The sequence below is a fragment of the Tardiphaga sp. OK246 genome (assembly GCF_900188215.1).
Lineage (GTDB): Bacteria > Pseudomonadota > Alphaproteobacteria > Rhizobiales > Xanthobacteraceae > Tardiphaga > Tardiphaga robiniae.
The window spans coordinates 416474-436667 of sequence record NZ_FZOX01000005.1 but is presented as its reverse complement, the minus strand read 5'-3'; the positions used below and the strand labels follow the sequence as shown (position 1 = coordinate 436667).

At 62.9% G+C, this 20194-nt stretch carries 17 protein-coding genes; 5 read left to right on the top strand and 12 right to left on the bottom strand.

All coding sequences use genetic code 11. The features are described from left to right. Positions 1-3 precede the first annotated feature (3 nt). From pstB to CHC01_RS23410, 8 genes are all read right to left on the bottom strand, one after another. Positions 4-831: a phosphate ABC transporter ATP-binding protein PstB gene (gene pstB / locus CHC01_RS23445; protein WP_068737599.1), complete on the bottom strand. Its 828-nt coding sequence runs from the start codon at positions 829-831 to the stop codon at positions 4-6. After that, on the bottom strand, positions 828-1673 hold the full coding sequence (gene pstA / locus CHC01_RS23440; protein ID WP_089266762.1) for a phosphate ABC transporter permease PstA: 846 nt from the start codon (positions 1671-1673) through the stop codon (positions 828-830). Before pstA ends, pstB begins: the two co-directional genes overlap by 4 nt. Before the next feature lies 1 nt (position 1674). After that, on the bottom strand, positions 1675-2673 hold the full coding sequence (pstC, locus tag CHC01_RS23435; RefSeq protein ID WP_089266761.1) for a phosphate ABC transporter permease subunit PstC: 999 nt from the start codon (positions 2671-2673) through the stop codon (positions 1675-1677). A gap of 147 nt (positions 2674-2820) precedes the next feature. Further along, the gene (gene pstS / locus CHC01_RS23430) at positions 2821-3831 is read right to left on the bottom strand and encodes a phosphate ABC transporter substrate-binding protein PstS (protein WP_089266760.1); all 1011 of its coding nucleotides are present in this window, start codon (positions 3829-3831) and stop codon (positions 2821-2823) included. A gap of 439 nt (positions 3832-4270) precedes the next feature. Continuing rightward, on the bottom strand, positions 4271-5587 hold the full coding sequence (locus CHC01_RS23425; protein WP_089266759.1) for an ATP-binding protein: 1317 nt from the start codon (positions 5585-5587) through the stop codon (positions 4271-4273). A 39-nt stretch (positions 5588-5626) separates the two neighbouring features. Continuing rightward, positions 5627-6673, bottom strand: a complete 1047-nt coding sequence (locus CHC01_RS23420; RefSeq protein WP_089266758.1) for a lysylphosphatidylglycerol synthase domain-containing protein — start codon at positions 6671-6673, stop codon at positions 5627-5629. A 329-nt stretch (positions 6674-7002) separates the two neighbouring features. Further along, positions 7003-7302, bottom strand: coding sequence for a hypothetical protein (locus CHC01_RS23415; RefSeq protein ID WP_068737611.1), 300 nt, complete (start codon positions 7300-7302; stop codon positions 7003-7005). Beyond that, the gene (locus tag CHC01_RS23410) at positions 7299-8702 is read right to left on the bottom strand and encodes an OmpA family protein (protein WP_089266757.1); all 1404 of its coding nucleotides are present in this window, start codon (positions 8700-8702) and stop codon (positions 7299-7301) included. Before CHC01_RS23410 ends, CHC01_RS23415 begins: the two co-directional genes overlap by 4 nt. A 162-nt stretch (positions 8703-8864) precedes the next feature. Between CHC01_RS23410 and CHC01_RS23405 the strand changes: the two genes are divergently transcribed. Further along, positions 8865-9923, top strand: a complete 1059-nt coding sequence (locus tag CHC01_RS23405) for a polysaccharide deacetylase family protein (RefSeq protein WP_089266756.1) — start codon at positions 8865-8867, stop codon at positions 9921-9923. 56 nt (positions 9924-9979) lie between these two features. Here CHC01_RS23405 and CHC01_RS23400 read toward each other — a convergent pair whose 3' ends face one another. Beyond that, a complete protein-coding gene (locus CHC01_RS23400) occupies positions 9980-10705 on the bottom strand; it encodes a CBS domain-containing protein (protein ID WP_089266755.1) in 726 nt (241 codons plus the stop codon). Positions 10706-10887: 182 nt separating this feature from the next. On the opposite strand from CHC01_RS23400, the gene CHC01_RS23395 reads away from it, so the two are divergent. From CHC01_RS23395 to atzF, 4 genes are all read left to right on the top strand, one after another. After that, positions 10888-11694, top strand: coding sequence for an SDR family oxidoreductase (locus CHC01_RS23395; RefSeq protein WP_068737620.1), 807 nt, complete (start codon positions 10888-10890; stop codon positions 11692-11694). Positions 11695-11957: 263 nt separating this feature from the next. Beyond that, entirely contained in the window at positions 11958-12692 is a 735-nt protein-coding gene (locus CHC01_RS23390) for a cysteine hydrolase family protein (protein ID WP_089266754.1), read from the top strand. Beyond that, positions 12689-14332 carry a regulator gene (locus tag CHC01_RS23385; RefSeq protein WP_089266753.1) on the top strand — a complete coding sequence of 548 codons (1644 nt, stop codon included), beginning with the start codon at positions 12689-12691 and terminating at the stop codon, positions 14330-14332. Before CHC01_RS23390 ends, CHC01_RS23385 begins: the two co-directional genes overlap by 4 nt. Before the next feature lie 54 nt (positions 14333-14386). Then, positions 14387-16207 (top strand): allophanate hydrolase, encoded by a 1821-nt coding sequence (atzF, locus tag CHC01_RS23380; protein ID WP_089266923.1) that lies wholly within the window; start codon positions 14387-14389, stop codon positions 16205-16207. 118 nt (positions 16208-16325) lie between these two features. On the opposite strand, the gene CHC01_RS23375 is transcribed toward atzF, so the two are convergent. The 3 genes from CHC01_RS23375 to CHC01_RS23365 form a co-directional block, all read right to left on the bottom strand. Then, positions 16326-18371 (bottom strand): methyl-accepting chemotaxis protein, encoded by a 2046-nt coding sequence (locus CHC01_RS23375; protein WP_244558494.1) that lies wholly within the window; start codon positions 18369-18371, stop codon positions 16326-16328. 282 nt (positions 18372-18653) lie between these two features. Beyond that, complete coding sequence (locus CHC01_RS23370; protein WP_210421705.1) at positions 18654-19358, bottom strand: 3-oxoacid CoA-transferase subunit B; 705 nt, start codon at positions 19356-19358, stop codon at positions 18654-18656. Further along, a complete protein-coding gene (locus CHC01_RS23365) occupies positions 19355-20029 on the bottom strand; it encodes a 3-oxoacid CoA-transferase subunit A (protein WP_089266752.1) in 675 nt (224 codons plus the stop codon). Before CHC01_RS23365 ends, CHC01_RS23370 begins: the two co-directional genes overlap by 4 nt. Positions 20030-20194: the final 165 nt, after the last annotated feature.

The window sequence follows — 20194 nt, the reverse complement described above, 5'->3', positions numbered from 1 at the left end:
GCGTCAGCCGAAGCGGCCGGTGATGTAATCCTGGGTACGGCGGTCGGTCGGCGACGTGAAGATCTTGTTGGTCTGATCGAACTCGATCAACTCGCCGAGATACATGAAAGCCGTGCTGTCGGAGACGCGGGCGGCTTGCTGCATGTTATGGGTCACGATCGCGATCGTGTACTGATCCTTCAACTCGTCGATCAGTTCCTCGATCTTCGCGGTCGAGATCGGATCCAGCGCCGAGCACGGCTCGTCGAACAGGATCACTTCCGGCCGCACCGCGATGGTGCGCGCGATGCAAAGGCGCTGCTGCTGACCGCCCGACAGGCTGAGGCCCGACGCATTGAGCTTGTCCTTGACTTCGTTCCAGAGTGCACCGCCGCGCAGCGCCCTCTCGACGCGGATGTCCATCTCCGACTTGGAGATCTTTTCGTAGAGGCGGATACCGAAGGCGATGTTTTCGTAAATCGTCATCGGGAACGGAGTCGGCTTCTGGAACACCATGCCGACGCGGGCGCGCAGCAGGTTGAGATCCAGCTTCGGATCCAGAATGTTCTGGTTGTCGAGCATGAGCTGACCCTCGGCGCGCTGGCCGGGATACAGGTCATACATGCGGTTGAAGATGCGCAGCAGCGTGGACTTGCCGCAGCCCGACGGGCCGATGAACGCAGTCACGCGGTTCGCCATCAGCGTCAGGTTGATCTTCTTCAGGGCGTGGTGTTCGCCATAGTAGAAGTTCAGGTCGCGCACGGTGACCTTGGGACGGGTCTCGCCCTGCAGGGCCGACGGCGGCGGCATCGAAACGGAAGGAACGCCAGACGACACAGAAAGCTCACTCATTTTGCTGTCCTCTCGGCGCCGAGAATGCGCGCGCCAATGTTAAGGGCAAGTACGGTCAAGGTGATGATCAGGGCACCGCTCCAGGCGAGCTGCTTCCAGTACTCGTATGGGCTCTGCACGAAGTTGTTGATGGTCACCGGCAGGTTGGCCATCGTCTTGGTGAGATCGAGGCTGAAGAACTGGTTGCTCAGCGCGGTGAACAGCAGCGGCGCCGTTTCACCGGCGACACGCGCGGTCGCCAGCAGCACGCCGGTGATGAGACCGGCGCGGGCTGCACGATAGGCGATCCGCTTGATGACCAGGGAGCGCGGCAGGCCGAGCGCCGAGGCCGCTTCGCGCAGCGGGTTCGGCACGAGACCAAGCATATCTTCAGTGGTGCGAACCACGACGGGGATCACGATCACGGCGAGCGCAAGCGAACCGGCGAGAGCCGAGAAGCCGCCCATCGGAACCACCACCGCACCATAAACGAACAGGCCGATGATGATGGACGGGGCCGACAGCAACACGTCGTTGATGAAGCGGATCACCGAGGTGAGTTTGTCGTGCTTGCCGTATTCCGCGAGATAGGTGCCTGCAAACAGGCCGAGCGGCGCGCCGATGCCGACGCCGATGACGGTCATGATGATCGAACCGACGATGGCATTGAGCAGGCCGCCTTCCATGGAGCCGGGCGGCGGCGTGTTCTGGGTGAAGATCTGCAGGCTGATGCCGGCGATACCGTTGTAGAACAGCGTGAACAGGATCAGCGCGAGCCAGGTGACGCCAAAGAGAGCGGCACCCATGCAGAGCCCACGGATGATCATGTCGTTGCGGCGGCGTGATGCGTAAATCGGGTTCATATTAGTTGCCCGCCTTCTTTTCCAGACGCAGCAGCATCAGACGCGCTGCCGAGAGCACGAAGAATGTCAGCACGAACAGCAGGAGACCGAGCAGGATCAGACCCGATTGATGCAGACCGTCGCTCTCCGCGAACTCGCTGGCGATCGCTGCCGAAATCGTGGTGCCCGGGCCAAAGATCGAGCCTGTGATCCGGAACGAGTTGCCGATGATGAAGGTCACCGCCATCGTTTCACCGAGCGCACGGCCGAGCGCCAGCATGACGCCACCGATCACACCAACGCGGGTATAGGGGATGACGACGTTGCGGACGACTTCCCAGGTGGTGCAGCCGACGCCGTAAGCAGCTTCCTTGAGCACCGGCGGCACCGTCTTGAACACGTCGACCGAGATCGAGGTGATGAAGGGCAGCACCATGATGGCGAGGATCAGCGACGCGTTGAACAGCGAGAGATAGGACGGCGGGCCCGCGAAGATCACGCCGAGAACCGGGACGCCTTCGAAGGCGCTGATCATGAACGGCTGCACATGGTTGGCCAGGAACGGGCCGAGCACGAAGAAGCCCCACATGCCGTAGATGATCGAGGGAATACCGGCGAGAAGCTCGACCGCCATGCCGATCGGGCGGCGCAGCCAGTTCGGGCACAGTTCGGTGAGGAAGATCGCGATGCCGATGCCGACCGGGATGGCGATCGCCATCGCGATCACCGAGGTGATCAGCGTGCCGTAGATCGGGCCGAGCGCTCCCAGCACCGGCGGATCAGCCGACGGTGCCCAGCGCTGCGTGGTCAGGAACGAGAAGCCGAATTCTCGAAGCGCCGGCCACGCACCAACGATGAGCGACAGAATGATGCCGCCGAGGATAAACAGAACGGACAGAGCCGAGATGCGGGTGATCCAGTAAAACGCCTGGTCCCCCGTCTTGAAGGCATTCAAAGCCTTCGCACGATCATAAGGTCCGGCAGCGTCCATCGAAGAGCTCTGTACGGCCATGTCTGCCACGCCAGTCCCCTGTAATTGTTACAATACCCCAAAACGCATTGCCCTGGAGGGGCTTGTCAGGGCGCGAAGTCAGAAGAGAAGAAGAAAGAAATTCAGCCCTGCAGCAAACGGAGGAGAGATGCCCCTCTCCTCCGCCCACACACCAGATCAGCTCTTGATGTCAGCCGACCAGGTCTTTTCGATCAGCTTGACGACGGGTTCCGGCATCGGAATGTAGTCGAGCTCTTCAGCCATCTTGGCGCCCTTCTCGAACGACCACTTGAAGAACTTGATCGCTTCAGCCGAGGCCGCCTTGTCGGTCGGGGTCTTGTGCATCAGGATGAAGGTCGCGGCAGTGATCGGCCACGAGGTTTCGCCCGGCTGGTCGGTGAGGATGACGTAGTAGCCAGGAGCCTTGGCCCAATCGGCATTCGACGCAGCAGCCTGGAAAGCGGCGACGGTCGGCTGCACGGTCTTGCCAGCCTTGTTGACCATGCCGGTATAGGTCAGCTTGTTCTGCTTGGCGTAGGCATATTCAACGTAACCGATTGCGTTCTTGGTCTGACCGACGTTGCCAGCAACGCCCTCATTGCCCTTGGCGCCGACGCCAACCGGCCACTCGACAGCCGTACCGGTGCCGACCTTGGTCTTCCAGTCAGCCGAGGCCTTGGACAGATAGTCGGTGAAGTTGAAGGTGGTGCCCGAACCGTCCGAACGACGAACGACGGTGATGGCAGCCGACGGCAGCTTCAGCTTCGGGTTCAGCTTGGCGATGGCAGCGTCGTCCCACTTGGTGACCTTGCCGAGATAGATGTCGCCGAGCACTTCGCCGGAGAGAACCAGCTCGCCCGAGGCGATGCCTTCGAGATTCACGACGGGAACGATCGCGCCCATCACCATCGGCCACTGAACCAGGCCGTCCTTCTCGAGCTGCTCAGCCTTGAGCGGCGCGTCGGTGGCGCCGAAGGTCACGGTCTTGGCCTGGATCTGCTTGATGCCGGCGCCCGAACCAATCGACTGGTAGTTCAAACCATTGCCAGTCTCTTTCTTGTAGGCGTCGGCCCACTTCGAATAGACCGGGAACGGGAAGGTTGCGCCGGCACCCGTGATGTCGGCGGCAAATGCCGAGGTCGAGGCGGCGACGAGGCCGGCAGCGACGATCGCTTTGAGGAATTTCATGGGATGTCTCCAATCTCGTGAGCGACCGCGCCGGATGCGCCAGTTGTGCTCACGCCGCCCGTTTAGGGGTGGTCGATTGTGCTTTTATGATAGTTCCGTGACACTTGGATGACGGCACCAAGCATCTGTAAATGCTTTGTTTTTCTGCCTCCGCGGATAATTTTACCGTGTAAATGACAGCGAAAATGCCCTGCCATAAGGGTCATGCCAGGCCGTCAAAATCCGCCGTCACAGGGGTTAACAATATGTTTCAGCACGCGGAATCCGGCCTCGCGTGCATGCGCGCGAATGACAGCGGCGGGCACGATATTGAGGGGGATCGGACGCAATGCCGCACCACCCGCCAGGGCTTTTTTGACTGCCTGAGCGAAGCGCAGCGATGCGGGACCGCCCGAGGGCGGCCCTGACGGGCGCAAGAGAACGAAGAGAGTTTAAGGCGTCAGGACGCGGCGGAGGTAGGAGGGGCCGGCGGCGTCTTCACCTGCGGAAAGGCGGCGGTAAAAGTCGCGCCGTTCTTCGGCACGCTTTCGATCAGCAGCCGGCCGCGGTGCCGGTTCAGAATGTGCTTCACCAGCGAGAGGCCGAGGCCCGTACCGCCCTGTGCGCGGCTGTCGCCGACATCGACCCGGTAGAAACGCTCGGTCAGGCGCGGCAGATGCTCGGGGGCGATGCCCGGACCATAGTCCCGCACGGCGACGCGGATCTCCGGCACACCCTCCGAGGTCGACTCCGTGGTCAACGATACGTCCACCTTGCCACCGGATGCGCCGTATTTCAGCGCGTTCTCGATCAGGTTCTCGAACAGCCGAAGCAATTCCTCGCGATCGCCAGCGATGGACACCGGCGTCTCCGGCAGCGCCATTTCGATCCTGACGTTGCGCTCATTGGCCAGCGGCTCCAGCCCGTCGCCGACCTGACGGATGATGGGGAGAATATCCACCAGCGTATCCGGCCGCACATGCGCCGACAGTTCGACGCGCGACAGCGACAGCAGATCGTCGATCAGCCGTGCCATGCGGGTCGCCTGCGCATGCATGATGCCGAGAAAGCGCTCGCGCGCCTTGGCGTCGTCCTTGGCCGGCCCCTGCAACGTATCAATGAAGCCGGACAGCGCCGCCAGCGGCGTGCGCAGCTCATGGCTGGCATTGGCGACGAAATCGGCACGCATTTCCTCGACACGGCGCAGCGGCGTCTGGTCGTGGAACGTCATCAGCATGCAGGTGTCGGTGCCACCAAAGGCGGTCGGAACCGGCACCGGCGTGATCATCAATTCCATCCAGCGATCGACCGGAACGTGGTCGAGATAAGTCGCGCGGCGCGGCTCGGTGGTGGCGATGGACTCGCGCAAGGCGGTGATGATCTCCGGCGAGCGCAGCGCGAATTGCGCCAGTTCGTTCTTGCGGAGTGCCGGCGCAAGCTGCGCGGCAGCGGCATTGAGATGGATGACGCGGCCGGCGCGGTCGAGCAGCACGGCGGGATCGGGAATGCCGGCAATGATGGCGCGCACCGCGGGTGCCTCGACCGGATTGGCGGCCAGCGCCTCGTCGCGCGCCGTCACCACATCATGCAGCCGCCACGGCACCAGCGCCGCGCCGGCGATGCAGACGAACACGATGCCCGCGCGAACAGGCGACAACTCGCCGAAAAACACCAGTGCGGCCAGCGCCAGGCCGGCGGCCAGCAGGATGATCGCTGAATGCCGCAGCCGGTCTGGCCACGGCGAAAACATGGTCGATGGAGAAGCTTCAATGGCCATCTGAACCGGATCTCTTCCTGCTGCGAATGCGAACGTATATCAGGCGCCGGAGCGGCCATGTTCCTTGAGCGGGTGGCCGACGCCGGGCTTGGCGTCCGCCGCGACCGCCTGCAGCTTCTTCGATCGCGAACCGATAATAAGCTCGCGAAGCGTCAGTAACATGACTGATATAAAGAACGGCGCGAGGTAATAAAGCACCCTGAACAGCAGCATGCCAGCCAGCAGCTTTTCCTGATCCATCATTTCGAGACCGACCAGCATGGCGGCGTCGAACACGCCAAGACCGCCGGGCGAATGGCTGGCGAAACCCAGCAAGGTGGCCGAGACGAACACCACCGCCACCACGACGAAACCGACGTCAGGCTCGGCGGGCACCAGCATGTACATCGCCAACGCACAGAAGCCGAGATCGATGATGCCGATGGTAATCTGCAGCAAGGTGAGCGGGCCACCCGGCAGTACCACCGACCATGGGCCGCGGCCGACGCTGCGCGGCTTCATCCAGACCCAGACCACATAGCCGACGAGGCCGGCGAGGATGATATAGGCCAGGATGCGGTTCATCCATGGCGGCACCTGGTTGATCGCGCTGGCCGCCTCCGGGTGATAGGCGATGCCCATGCCGAGCACCGCGAGATTGCCGAGCCAGAAGGTGAGGCCGGCGAGAAAGACGATCTTGGCGACATCGACGGCGCTGAGATCCCAGGCCGAATAGATGCGATAGCGCACCGCGCCGCCGGTGAAGACGCTGGCGCCGACATTGTGGCCGATGGAATAGCTGGTGAAGGCCGCCAGCGCGTTGATCCGGTACGGCACGTCGCGGCGACCGATCGTGCGCACCGCAAACCAGTCGTAGAATGTCAGCGTGAAATAGCCGGCGGCAACCGACAGCGCGGACAGCATGATCAGCCGCGGCTCGGTCTCGGTCATCGCCCGGAAAACGGCAGCAGCGTCGATGTTGCGCAGCTTGTGATACAGCATGTAGCAGGCGATGCCGATCACCGCGACGCTGATCAAGACACCGAGCTTGTGCAGGATTTGCTTCTCGCGCAGAAACGAGATCGCCCTGCGTATTGCTTCCAGCATCTCAACCTCGAATGCGATCCCCTGACCAGAGAGATCTGGACCAGGAAGTCAGACTAGCCTCGGCGGAACCGCCACATCAGTTGTCTCCGGCACAACCGTCGTAGCGCGTTTTGCGGCAAAGTGGAATTCGCCGACTGTGAATAAAAACAAGCCACATCAGTATATTAGGTCAGTCCTAACAAACCACCAGCCTCTCGGGCGCATTCGCTGCGGCAAAATGCCGACGTCGTGACGCGTCTCACGTGACAATGAGGCTTTCGTGACCTCATGCCGCCGATTTGGCGGCGAGACGTTGATAAAAAAGACGGCAACGGCATGCACCACAGACCTCAGGTCGCGCGGGCCTGCTGCCTGACCACCACGATGTCGCGCAGCCATGATCCGATGGCGCAGCCGACGAGATAGAAGCCGAACAAGGCGAGGCCGAGATCGAGCCAGTAGCCGAAGCGGCCGGGCACGACCTTGGCAATCGCGATGCCGACGATGACCGCGGCGATCACCGACAGGCGCTGGATCCAGACCCGCGACACCGAACGCCCGCGATAGACCACGGCGATCCAGCCCATGCAGAAGCCGATCAGGAACGCTCCGAGCAGCCAGCCCCAGTGAAACATCGCAAGATAGGTCATGGCGCTTGCCTCACGACGAATTCGATCCGGCGATTCTGCAGCTTGCCTTCGTCGGTATCGTTGGTGGCGATCGGCTGCGTGCTGCCGTAGCCGATGGTGGAGAAACGGTCCGCCGGCAGGCCGGCCTTCACGAGATATTCTTCGACGGCGAGCGCGCGCTTTTCCGACAGCGACTGATTGAACGCCGCGTCGCCATCGCCGTCGGTGTGACCGGCGATCTCGACCCGGACATTGGGACAGCGCATGGCGATCTCCACGAGGCGATCGAGCAAGCCTGCCGAATCCACATTGATGCTGGCGCTGGAGGGCTCGAACCGGATGCGACCCTTGGTCAGATTTTGCGCGAAGAGCTGCTGGCACACGCTGGCATCGACCGGCGCCGCGGCGGGCTTCACCGAGACTTCGGCTTTGGCCTGCCAACCCTGCGGGAGCTCGCGCGCCAGACTTGCGCGGATCTGGTCCGCGGCGACTTCGTAGAGCGCGTCACCTGACAGCTTCACCTCGCGGTCGGACACCACCAGGGTCCCCGTCGACAGGCGTGAAAGCGCACCCAGTGCTGTCGTCACCGCGGCGGCAAAACCACCGGGCGCACCGATGCTGGCCTTCAGGTTGTCGACGATCTTCTCATTGCCGAACTTGCGTCCGGCAGCCGACGCAAGCGCGGCGTGAATGGTGTTGTCCGGGACATAGCCGCTCAGCGTCAGCGTGTTCGTCACGGGATCCTTGTTGGCCTGAAACACATAGGGCGGCGCCTTGACGTCATTGGCCGCGACCGTGAAACCTTCCGGCAGATTCTTCAGCGCCGCCGCAATGGCTTCGCGGCCACCGAGATCGCGCGCCATGCCGGAGAGGCTGATATTGGTATCCGAAATCACCGCCTTGCCTTCCTTCAGCTTGGCGACCTGATCGAGCAAGAGCACGGCTGCGGCATCAAACCGCGGCGGCGCGCCGCGCTTCAGACCCATGCGGTCGGAGACCTCGGTTCCGCTGAGTGCGGCGCGGGCCGCTTCCACGATGCGCGCCTTGCTGGCCGGCAATGGCGCGGTTCCCCACAGCGTCACGCGGACATTGTCGCGCTCCGCGACCCAGACGAACGGCTTGGCTTCCGCGACGAGGCGGGTTTCGTCATTGACCAGGCGAACGCCCGGCGTGGCCTCGACCGACGAGACCGCACTGCGGCGACCATCTTCGGAAAATGCTTCGGCAGAAAACGAGACGTCACGCCCGGCAACCGTGATCTGGCTCTTGTCGAGGATCGTGTTTTTCAGCGCCGCAGTGCTGTGCGCCGTTAAATCCGTTTCAAGCGGAATCGTGCTAACCCAGGCAGCAACCGCCCAAAGGATGGCAAGCGGGATGAGCCCGGGCCACCATTTGGCACTCCACCTGTAAAATCCGTGCATTCGACGTCCTGCGGGTCTGGAAACAGAGAGAAAACAAACCCTTGCGGGACTGTCAAATTGAAATCAAGGCAAACCTCTGGCGTCGCCGCGGGTATTCGAATAACGCTTTGTTCAATCGTTTCTGATCATTTCCGTGGGTAGCATCAATTGCTCGGTCATACGATGAAGCAGATTCGCAACACGATTATTCGTGCCGGCCTGGACGCGCTGTATTTCAGCGGCGCCCACCGGGTGTTGCGACCAATCTTCGGCGGCGTGGGCACCATTTTCATGCTGCACCATGTGCGCCCTGCGCATGCCGGTCCGTTCCAGCCCAACCGCCACCTCGAGATCACGCCCGATTTCCTGCGCGCCACCCTCGCTTATCTGCGCGCGACCGACGTCGATATCGTGACGCCCGATGAAGTGCAGCGACGGTTGACGGAGCGGGATTTCTCGCGCCGCTTCGCCTGCTTCACCTGCGACGACGGCTATCGCGACAACCGCGACCATGCATTGCCCGCGATGCGGGATTTCGACGCCCCCTTCACGGTCTATGTCACCAGCGACTTCGCCTCCGGCACAGGCCGGCTATGGTGGGTGGCGCTGGAGCGCGTCGTTGCCAGGGCCGATGCGATCGAGGCCCCGATCGACGGACAGATGGTGCGCCTGGACACATCGACTCTCGCCGGCAAGGACATGGCGTTCGACCGCCTGCATGGCTGGCTGCGCGGATTGCCGGAAGAAGCGGATATCCGCCGCGAGGTCAGCGCACTCTGCGCCGCGCATGGCATCGACGAAGACGCGGTCAGCCGTGAGCTGTGCATGTCGTGGGACGAACTCAAACCTTTCGCCGCCGATCCGCTGGTGACAATCGGCGCGCATACCGTAAGCCACTGCAATCTCGCCAAACAGAGCGAAGCGATGGTCGTGCATGAGCTGTCAGCCAGCCGCACCGATATCGAAAACGTTCTGCAGCGCCCGGCCGTGCATCTTGCCTATCCCTATGGCGACCGCTGCGCCGCGGGCACACGGGAATTCGCATTGGCAAAAAGCGCCGGCTTCGAGACAGCCGTGACGACGCGCCCCGGCGTGATCGCCTCGGACAACTTCTCGCAGCTCACAGCGCTGCCGCGGGTCTCGCTGAACGGAAACTATCAGGACACCCGCTATCTGCCGGTGCTGACCTCCGGCGCGGCCACCGCGATGTGGAACGGCTTCCAGCGGGGCGGCGTCGGATAGTCTGGCCCACTGCAGGCGAACTGCAGCCTTGCTGGAGTCTTGCTCCCCGCGCCGGATCAGACCGGCTTTTGCGGCAGATCGGTATCCGGCGGAAAATACACGCCCGACATCGGATCGACCCAGCACAGATGCTCGTTGACGCGGGTTACGCCAGTCACATTTTCAGCAGCCACGACGATCGCCCGACGGACATTCTCGTCCGTGATGAAGCCGTCGATGTCCACGACGCCATCCTTCACCCGGACGTCGAGGCCGAATGGTGTCCATTCGTTATGCCTGAGCACAGCGACGATGCGACGGCGGATCAACGCATCACTCGACCCGACATCGGAGACATCGTGCATGAGATCGGCGATGGCTTCGACGAAATTCTGCCGGCTGACGATACCCACGAGCTTGTCGCCCTGCACCACCGGCACGCGCTTGATGTGATACTTCTCCATCACGTCGACAATATCGGCCAGACCGGTCTCCTCGGTCACCGTCCGGACCTCGCGGGTCATGATCTCGTGCACCTTGCGGCCGGCTTCGCGGACATAATCGATGGCCTGCAGGCTGGGGCCACGCACGAATTCGAGCCAGCGCGGACGCTTGCGCTGCGTGCCGACCTCGTGCCGACGCAGGAAGTCCCGTTCGGTCACAATGCCGACCAGCTTGCCGGCCGCATCCACCACAGGCAATCCGCTGACGTGATAATCGATCATCAGCCGCGCAGCTTCGCTAATCGACGCGTCCGGCGACACGGTGACGAGCTTGCGGGTCATAATTTGATGGGCTCTCATGACACTCTCCCGTTGGGTTGAGGTCCGTTTGCTGGACGAACCAACGCGAGAAGCCTACGCCGGCCGCCGGTTCCGGCCTTGATCTGGGTCAACTGCAGTAGCGCTTGTTGACTCGCCTTGTTGACTCCCCTTGCCCGCCGCCGCACACAATCGGTCCAACGACAAAACAAACGGGAGGCGTCATGTTCACCAATCTGTTTTCGCTCGATGGCCGCATTGCACTCGTCACCGGCGGCTCGCGCGGCATCGGCAAGATGATCGCGGCAGGATTTCTCAGCCAGGGCGCGGCGAAGGTCTACATCACCGCGCGCAAGGCCGGGCCGTGTGAAGCCACCGCGAAAGAACTCTCAGCGCAGTATGCCGGTGAATGCATCGCACTGCCGATCGACATCTCGACCATGGCTGGCATCGAGATGCTGGCTGCCGAAATCAAGAAGCGCGAACCCAAGCTCGACATTCTCGTCAACAATGCGGGCGCTGCCTGGGGCGCGGACTTCGATGAATTTCCGGAGAGCGGCTGGGACAAGGTGATGACGCTGAACGTCAAGACGCCGTTCTTTCTGACCAAGGCACTGGCCGGGCCGCTGCGTGCAGCAGCCAGCGCGGACAAGCCCGCCAAGGTCATCAATATCGCGTCCATCGACGGCATCTTCGTCAATCCGATGGAGACCTATTCCTATGCAGCGAGCAAATCCGGCCTGATCCACCTGACGCGGCGGATGGCCGTCAAACTGATCCAGGATCACGTCGTCGTCACGGCCATCGCGCCGGGCCCGTTCCAGTCGGACATGAACAAGGCTGCACGCGACAATGCCGATGAAGTGGCAACCCGGGTGCCCGCCGGCCGGATCGGCACCGACGAGGACATGGCGGGCGCGGCGATCTATCTCGCCTCGCGTGCCGGCGATTACGTGGTCGGCGCCACCATCGCGGTGGACGGTGGCATCGTCTATGCGAATCCAGGCATCAAGGGCGACGGCTGGGACTGAGGGCAAGCGCGCCGCGTCATTGCAGCCCTCCGGGCTGCGATGACGTGCGGTCGCTGCCAATCTATCAGCCCCGGCTACAAACTAAGCAATTAGCCAGCGTCCGGCTTGCGAACGACATTTAGGCCGCAAAGCTATTCTGAAATAACCATCTGATTTATATAAATATAATCTCCTGACCTATTCCATCGTCGCAGTTGTACACAATGGCACGCTGCTTGCTTTGTTAACCTCTGAGACATCCATGCCTCGGGGAGTACACGGCAATGGCGGACTCACTGCATACAACGACGGTCCTTGCAGAACCCGGCCCGATCGCGGTCGACTGGGGCACGACAGCGCTCGTCATCATCGACATGCAGCGCGATTTCATGGAGCCCGGCGGCTTCGGCGAGACGCTCGGCAATGACGTCTCACAACTCGCCAGCGCCGTCGCCCCGATCGCCGCGGTCCTGAAAGCCGCGCGCGAAACCGGGATGATGGTGGTGCACACCCGTGAGGGGCACCTGCCCGATCTGTCCGACGCACCGCCCGCCAAGATCGAACGCGGAGCGCCGTCACTGCGGATCGGCGATCCCGGTCCGATGGGACGCATCCTCATTCGCGGCGAGGCCGGTCACGACATCATTCCCGCACTCTATCCCGTCGAAGGCGAGATCGTCATCGACAAGCCCGGCAAGGGCGCATTCTACGCCACGACGCTCGGCGCCGATCTCAAGGCGCGCGACATCGACACGCTGCTGGTCTGCGGTGTCACCACGGAAGTCTGCGTCAACACCACCGTGCGCGAGGCCAACGACCGCGGCTATCGCTGCATCGTCATTTCTGACGGCTGCGCGTCCTACTTCCCCGAATTCCACGAGATGGGCCTGAAGATGATCAAGGCCCAGGGCGGCATCTTCGGCTGGGTCGCCGACTCCGCCGCCATTCTCGACGCCATCACACGTTCTGAACATGCACCGGAGACTTCCAACAAACTTGCAGCAGGAGCATCACGATGAGCACGACCGCGGGGACGCTTTCTAAAGATTCTGCCGGCAAATCCGACTTCAAGCCCGCTCTATGGACGCCGGGCGACTGGAATGCGTTTTTCGGCTTCGGCACCAATATTCTCGTCAACATGCTGGTGCTGACGGGCCTGCTGCGCTTCGTGCTGAAGATGCCTGACAACATCGTATTCGGACGCATCCTGCCGGCGATGGGCCTGATGATGTGCCTGTCCACGATGTACTACGCCTGGCTCGCCTACAAACTTGCGCAGAAGACCGGCCGCAGCGACGTCTGCGCGCTGCCCTCGGGCATCAGCGTGCCGCATATGTTCATCGTCACCTTCGTGATCATGCTGCCGATCTCAATCACGACAGGCGATCCCATCAAGGGCTGGGAAGCCGGCCTCGTCTGGGTGTTCTTCCAGAGCTTCATCCTGATGATCGGCGGCTTCATCGCGCCGTGGATCCGCAAGGTGACACCGCGCGCCGCGCTCTTGGGCACGTTGGCCGGCGTCTCCATCGCTTTCATCGCGATGCGCCCGGCGCTGGAAATGTTCATGACGCCGGTGATCGGCCTCACATGTTTTGCCATCATCATGCTGAGCTGGTTCGGCGGCTATAAATATCCCAAGGGGATTCCGGCAGGCCTCGTCGCGATCGGCGTCGGCATGGTGATCGCCTGGGGCTCCAATCTCTTTGGAGTCGGCATCGGTGGCGTCAGCGTCGCCGGCGTCAAGGCAGCCTTCACCAATTTCGGCTTCTCGGTGCCGATCCCGGCCTTCGATCACGTGTTCTCGGGATTCCAGTTCCTCGGCATCATCCTGGTCACCGCCATTCCCTATGGCATCTACGATCTGGTCGAGGCGATGGACAACGTCGAAAGCGCGGAAGCTGCCGGCGACGAATATCCGACCACCCGCGTGCTGACCGCAGACGGCGTCGTCTCGCTGATCGGCTGCCTCATGGGCAACCCCTTCATCAACGCGGTCTATATCGGCCATCCCGGCTGGAAGGCGATGGGCGGCCGGATCGGCTACTCGGCAGCAACCGGCCTGATGGTGATCGTACTGTCATGGTTCGGCGTCATCTCGCTGATGCTGGCCGTTATCCCTGTGGTCGCGATCTCACCGATCCTGCTCTATATCGGCATGCTGATCTGTGCGCAGGCGTTCGAGACCACGCCGCGCGAACATGCTCCGGCGATTGCCCTCGCACTCACGCCGCATCTTGCGGCCTGGGCCACGGTGCTGCTGTCGGGCGCACTCGGTGCCGCCGGGATGAATTTCGGCGCGATCCATTCGCCCGAATTCATCGCCAAGATGGGACAGAACGGCGTGCTGTTCCACGGCCTCGAAGTCATGGGCGGCGGCTCGATCCTGGTCGGCCTGGTGCTCGGCGCCATCGCGGTGTTCGTGATCGAGCGGAAGTTCATCAACGCTTCGGCTTTCGCTCTGGCCGGCGCGGTCCTGACCTATTTCGGCTTCATGCACGGCGAGGCGATCGGGATCGGCGGCGGATTGGGGGTGACGCCCGGCGTCGCTCTCGCTTATGCTCTTGTTGCAGCCGGGCTCTTTGCCGCGGACAAGTTCGGCGCAACCAGCCTGTCTTCTGTCCCGCAATCGGAGCCGCCACTTGCCGTGCCTGCTGAATAACATCGTCTCAACCTGCGGGTGGCACACCCGTGCCATCCGCAGCAGGTTCGCATCGTGAGTGAGTCCGTTCCCGAGACCAGCGCTCCCGAAACGATCGCCGCCATCGTTGCCGCGCATCGCGCCGGCACCGTGACGCCCGCACAGACAGTCGCCCGTAGCTATCAGCGCATCCGCGACCGCGGTGACACGGCGATCTTCATCACACTCCGCGTTGAGGCCGAAGCGATTGCCGAAGCCGAGGCGCTCGCTGCGAAGGATCCTGCAACGCTGCCGCTCTATGGCGTGCCGGTCGGCGTGAAGGACAATATCGACGTCGCCGGTCTGCCGACCACCGCCGCCTGTCCCGCTTTCGCCTATAACGCAACGCGCGATGCCAGCGCCGTGGCGCGGCTGCGTGCCGCTGGCGCGATCGTCATCGGCAAGACCAATCTCGACCAGTTCGCGACAGGTCTGGTCGGCGTGCGCTCACCCTATGGCATTCCCAAGAATGCGATCCGCGACGATCTCGTGCCGGGCGGATCAAGCTCCGGCTCTGCCGTTGCCGTGTCCGCGGGACTCGTGCCGCTGACGCTCGGCACCGACACCGCCGGCTCTGGCCGCGTGCCCGCCATGCTCAACAATATCGTGGGCCTCAAGCCCAGCCTCGGCCTGATCCCGACCGCCGGCGTGGTGCCGGCCTGCCGCACGCTGGATTGCGTCTCGATCTTCACGCTCACGGTGGACGATGCTGTTGCCGCGCTCGATGTGATGGGCGGCTATGACGCCCATGATCCCTATTCGCGCAGGCGGGTACCGGGTTCGCTCACCGCGTTTCCGAAGGACCTCAAGCTCGGCGTGCCGCGCAATGGCCAGTTGATCTTCTTCGGCGACAAGGCCTCGGAGAAAGCCTATGCGGACGCGCTGAAGCGCTGGACCTCGCTCGGCGCGACGCTGGTCGAGTTCGACCTCGAGCCGTTCTATGAGACCGCGCGGCTGCTCTACGATGGACCATGGGTCGCCGAGCGCCTGCTGGTGATCCGCGACCTGCTGGCGTCTGCGCCGGATGCAATTCATCCGGTGACGCGCGAGATCACCATCGCCGGTGCACGCCAGAGCGCGACGGATACGTTTGCGGCTTTGTACAAGCTGCAGGAGCTGAAGCGTGTCGCCGAGCAGGCTTTCTCGGCTATCGACGCGCTGGTGCTGCCGACGGCGCCGACCGCCTATACGACGGCGCAGGTGCTCGCCAACCCCATCGAGCTCAATTCCCGGCTCGGCACCTATACCAACTTCGTCAACCTGCTCGACCTCTGCGGCCTCGCCATCCCCGCCGCCATGCGTGCCGACGGCATCCCGTTCGGCATCACTTTGCTGGCGCCGGGCGGCGACGACGCCTTGCTGGCCAGCATCGGCCGGGTGTTTCACGCCGATACCAAATTGCCGGTTGGCGCCAGGGCCCTGCCGCAGCCGGCGCTGGCGGCACTGTCCACTGAGTTGGCCGAAGGCGAAATCGCAATCGCGGTGGTCGGCGCGCATCTCTCCGGCATGGCGCTGAACAGCGAATTGACGGCGCTGAACGGTCGCCTGCTGAAAGCCACGACGACGGCGCCGGACTACAAATTCTATGCGCTCAACGGCACCACGCCGGCGAAGCCCGGCCTGCTGCGCGTCGCGGAGGGTGCGGGCGCGGAAATCGCCGTCGAAGTCTGGGTGTTGTCGGCAGAGGCCTTCGGCAAGTTCGTTGCATCGCTTCCGCAGCCGATGTCGATCGGCACGCTGACATTGTCCGACCGATCGAGCGTCAAGGGCTTTCTGGTGGAAGCCAAGGCGACGGAAGGCGCGCGGGACATCTCGTCGTTTGGCGGATGGCGGGCCTATATGGCAGACGCAAAATAATACGCCGTCATGGCCGGGCTTGTCCCGGCCATCTACGTCTTGCTTTGCGGCAAAGACGTGGATGCCCGGGACAAGCCCGGGCATGACGGAGTTATAGTTGCGGGCAGCGACGCGAAACTTACGCCGCGCGGATATTCCCCATGAACCGATCGAGCTCGGCACGCAGCCGCGCACTCTCGCTCGACAGGGTCTGTGCCGAATTCAGCACCTGAGCCGACGCCGCGCCGGTTTCGGTCGCGCCGCGGTTGACGTCGACGATATCGCCGGCGACCTGCTGGGTGCCGTGGGCAACCCGCTGGACGTTCTGTGCGATTTCGCGCGTCGCAGCGCCCTGCTGCTCGACGGCGCTGGCGATCTCGGACGCAATGCCGGAAATCTCGCCGATGGTGCTGCCGATCTGCTTGATCGCCGACACCGATTCCTGCGTCGCGCTCTGCATGCCCGCGATCTGGGTCGAGATTTCCTCGGTCGCCTTTGCAGTCTGGCTGGCCAGCGACTTCACTTCGGACGCCACGACCGCGAAGCCGCGGCCGGCATCTCCGGCACGCGCAGCCTCGATGGTCGCATTGAGCGCCAGAAGGTTGGTCTGTTCCGCGATCGCCGTGATGAGATCGACGACGTCGCCGATGCGCTGTGCGGCACGCGACAATTCGCCGATGCGGGCATCGGTCTGCTGCGCCTGCACGACGGCGCTGTCCGCGATCTTGCTGGAGGTCTGGACCTGGCGGCCGATTTCATTGACCGACAGCGAGAGCTCCTCGGTTGCGGTCGCGACCGACTGCATGTTCGAGGAGGCCTGATCCGATGCGCCGGCGACGCGGCTCGACAATCCCTCGGTGGTCTCGGCGGTGCGCGTCAGCGTGCCCGCTGCGGTTTCCAGCTGCCCTGCCGATGCCGACACGTTCGAGACGATAGCGCCCACGGCAGCCTCGAAATCGTCGGCAAAGCGGATGAGTTCGGCACGGCGCGCCGCACCGGCCTCGCGGCTTTGCTCTTCCTGCGTAGCGGCATCCCGCTCGGCCTTCGCGATGGCCTGTACCTTGAACTCTTCCACGGCCGACGCCATGTCGCCGAGTTCGTCGCGGCGGCCGAGACCCGGCAGTACGACCTCGAAGTCGCCGGCTGCGAGCTTGCGCATCGCTGCGCACATCGCAATCATCGGACCGGCAATGCTGCGGCCCAGCAGCAGCGCAAGGATGGCACCGACGATGAAGCCGCCAACGCCCAGCACCATCACCTGGCGCTCGGTATCGTGGATCGTGGTGTCGGATTCGGTTTCAAGACGCTGCTGATCGGACAGCAGATCCCCCTTCATCGCCGTCGACAGCTTGGTGATCGCTCCCGCCGTCTCCGACATTTCCTGAACGAGACCGTCGACCTTCTTGGTGTTCTCAACGAACTTGACGAAAGCATCGGCGTAGAGCTTCGTCTCCGCGGTGATCTCCTTCACCTTGTTGTTGATCTTGTCGTCATTGGCATAGATCGTCGCAAACGAGTTCTGCAGGAACTTGATGCGAGCCGTCGCGGCATTCGAGGTCTTGTCCTCGGCCTTGCCGATATAGGTGTTCACGAGCGAGGTCGCGGTGATGAACTGGGTGGTGATTTCCTTGACCTGATCCTGCACGGAGGCAAGGCCGGCCATGGTCGCGGTATCGCCGAGATCATCGATCTTGTTACGCAGCATCAGGCTGGTGCGCGACAACTGGGTCGAGGCGATGGCGTCGTTCTGTCCCTTGACGGTGAGGATGTCGGCGAACACCTTGGTGAACGTAATGAATTCGCGGGACAGTTTGGTGATCTTGTCGAGCCGCGCGGAGTCCTTGGTCACCTTCATCGACTGGTCGATGGCGTCCTTCAGACTGGTTTCCGCAGCCTTCGCTGCCTTGGCGTCCGCTTCATTGCTGGTGAGGACGTAATAGCGCGTCAGCGCCTGATAGGAGGTCAGTTCGCGGTCGATATTGCGGGCCAGACCGGACTCCGCAACGCTGGTGCGATACGACACCACGCCGGCCGAGATGCGCTCGAAGCCGACATAAGCGAGCACCATGCTGAGCGCGGAGATGGCGAGCACGGCCGCAAAGCCCAGCGTCACCTTGGCGCGGAACCTGAGGGCAGGAAACTTAAAAGAAGCCGGCTTCTTCCGGACAAGCGTCGTCGTTGCCACGTGGGGCCCCCGTTCATCACTCCCAACATCCCGGTCATCGCGCGCAAGCGTGCGCAAAGCCGATGCCCAAACCTACGGCACATTGGCTAAGGACGAGTAAACGGATACCGGAACTTCTGGAGGTTGCGCGGCAGGCGAACAGGACTGTCATTCCGGGGCGGGCCGACGCCGTAGGCGGCGGGACCGAACCCGGAATCTCGACATGTTGTGCAAAGCAGCTCAAGATTCCGGGCCCATGCCGGCCCGCTACGCGGTCCGTCCTGTCCCGGAATGACGAGCCAACTACGCCGCCATCGCCGGCGGTGTCAGCGACTGCCAGTTGTTGGCGAGCTGCAGCTTAGGCTCGGTGAGCGCCTGCAACTGCTCCAGCGTCATGCCCTCGACCATCTCGCGCACGAACAGGCCCTGCACCGTGACGTCAATGACCGCCAGATTGGTGTAGATGCGCTTGACGCAGCCCGGTGCCGTGAGCGGCAGCCGGCACTTCTTGAGAATGCGCGGCTTACCTGACTTGTCGGTGTGATCCATGATCACCCGGATTTCCTTGGCGCCAACTGCGAGATCCATCGCGCCGCCGACACCGGGCGGGAAGGACGGGTCTTCCGTGGTCCAGTTGGCGAGATCGCCGGCTTCGGAGACCTCAAAGGCGCCAAGCAGGCTGACATCGAGATGCTTGCCGCGGATCATCAGGAACGCGTCGGCGTGGTGCATGAACACGCCGCCCTTGATCAGAGTCGTGTAGTTCTTGCCGGCATCGATCAGGTTCTCGTCTTCCGTGCCCGGCTCCGGCTTCGGCCCGAGGCCGAGAATGCCGTTCTCGCTGTGGAAGATCACCTCGCGCCCATCGGGCACATAGCTCGCCGCCCGCGTCGGCATGCCGATGCCAAGATTGACATAGGCGCCTTCCTGCAGGTCCTGCGCGGCGCGCCAGGCCATCTGGTCGCGATTGAGCGGCTTGTATGTTGCGGTCTTATCAGACGACGTCATGCCTTTGCTCCCACCACCACCACCACACGATCGATGAAAATGCTCGGTGTCACCACCGCTTCCGGATCGAGACTGCCGAGTTCAACCATTTCATTGACCTGCACGACGCTGAGATCGGCAGCCATAGCCATGATCGGATTGAAGTTACGCGCCGACTGGTCATAGACGAGGTTGCCCCAGCGATCCGCCTTCTTGGCGCGCAGCAGTGCAATGTCGCCCTTCAGCGGCTTCTCGAACACATACAGCACGCCGTCGATCTCGCGGGTCTCCTTGCCCTCGGCAAGTTTCGTATGCGCCGTGACCGGGGAGAAGAAGCCGCCAAGCCCGGCGGCATGGGCATGCATTCGCTCGCTGATGATGCCCTGCGGGACGAGTTCGAGTTCCAGCGTCTTGGCACGATAGGCATTCAGGAAAGCGCTGTAGTCGCCGGAGCGCGGATAGGAACAGATCACCTTGGCGACGCGGCCGGAATTGATCAGCCGGGCCAAACCAGTGTCGCCATTGCCGGCATTGTTGTGGACGATGGTGAGATTGGTCGCACCCTGCTCGTGCAACGCCTCCAGCAGATCATCGGCAATGCCGACAGTACCGAACCCGGCCACCAGGACGACTGCCCCGTCCTTCACCCCAGCCACGGCCTCGGCCGCGCTGGCTACGCGCTTGTCGATCACTCCCGAAAACTCCTCGTCGCGGAATTGTTATTGTCCGCAATCGCTTGCGGCATTTATGGCGCCGCGACTAGAGCATCGCAGCCTGCGGATATGAAGGCACAAATTTGCAGGAGGGATACGCGCGTACCCTCCCCTGGAGGGGGAGGGTCGGCGAGCAGCCGCGAA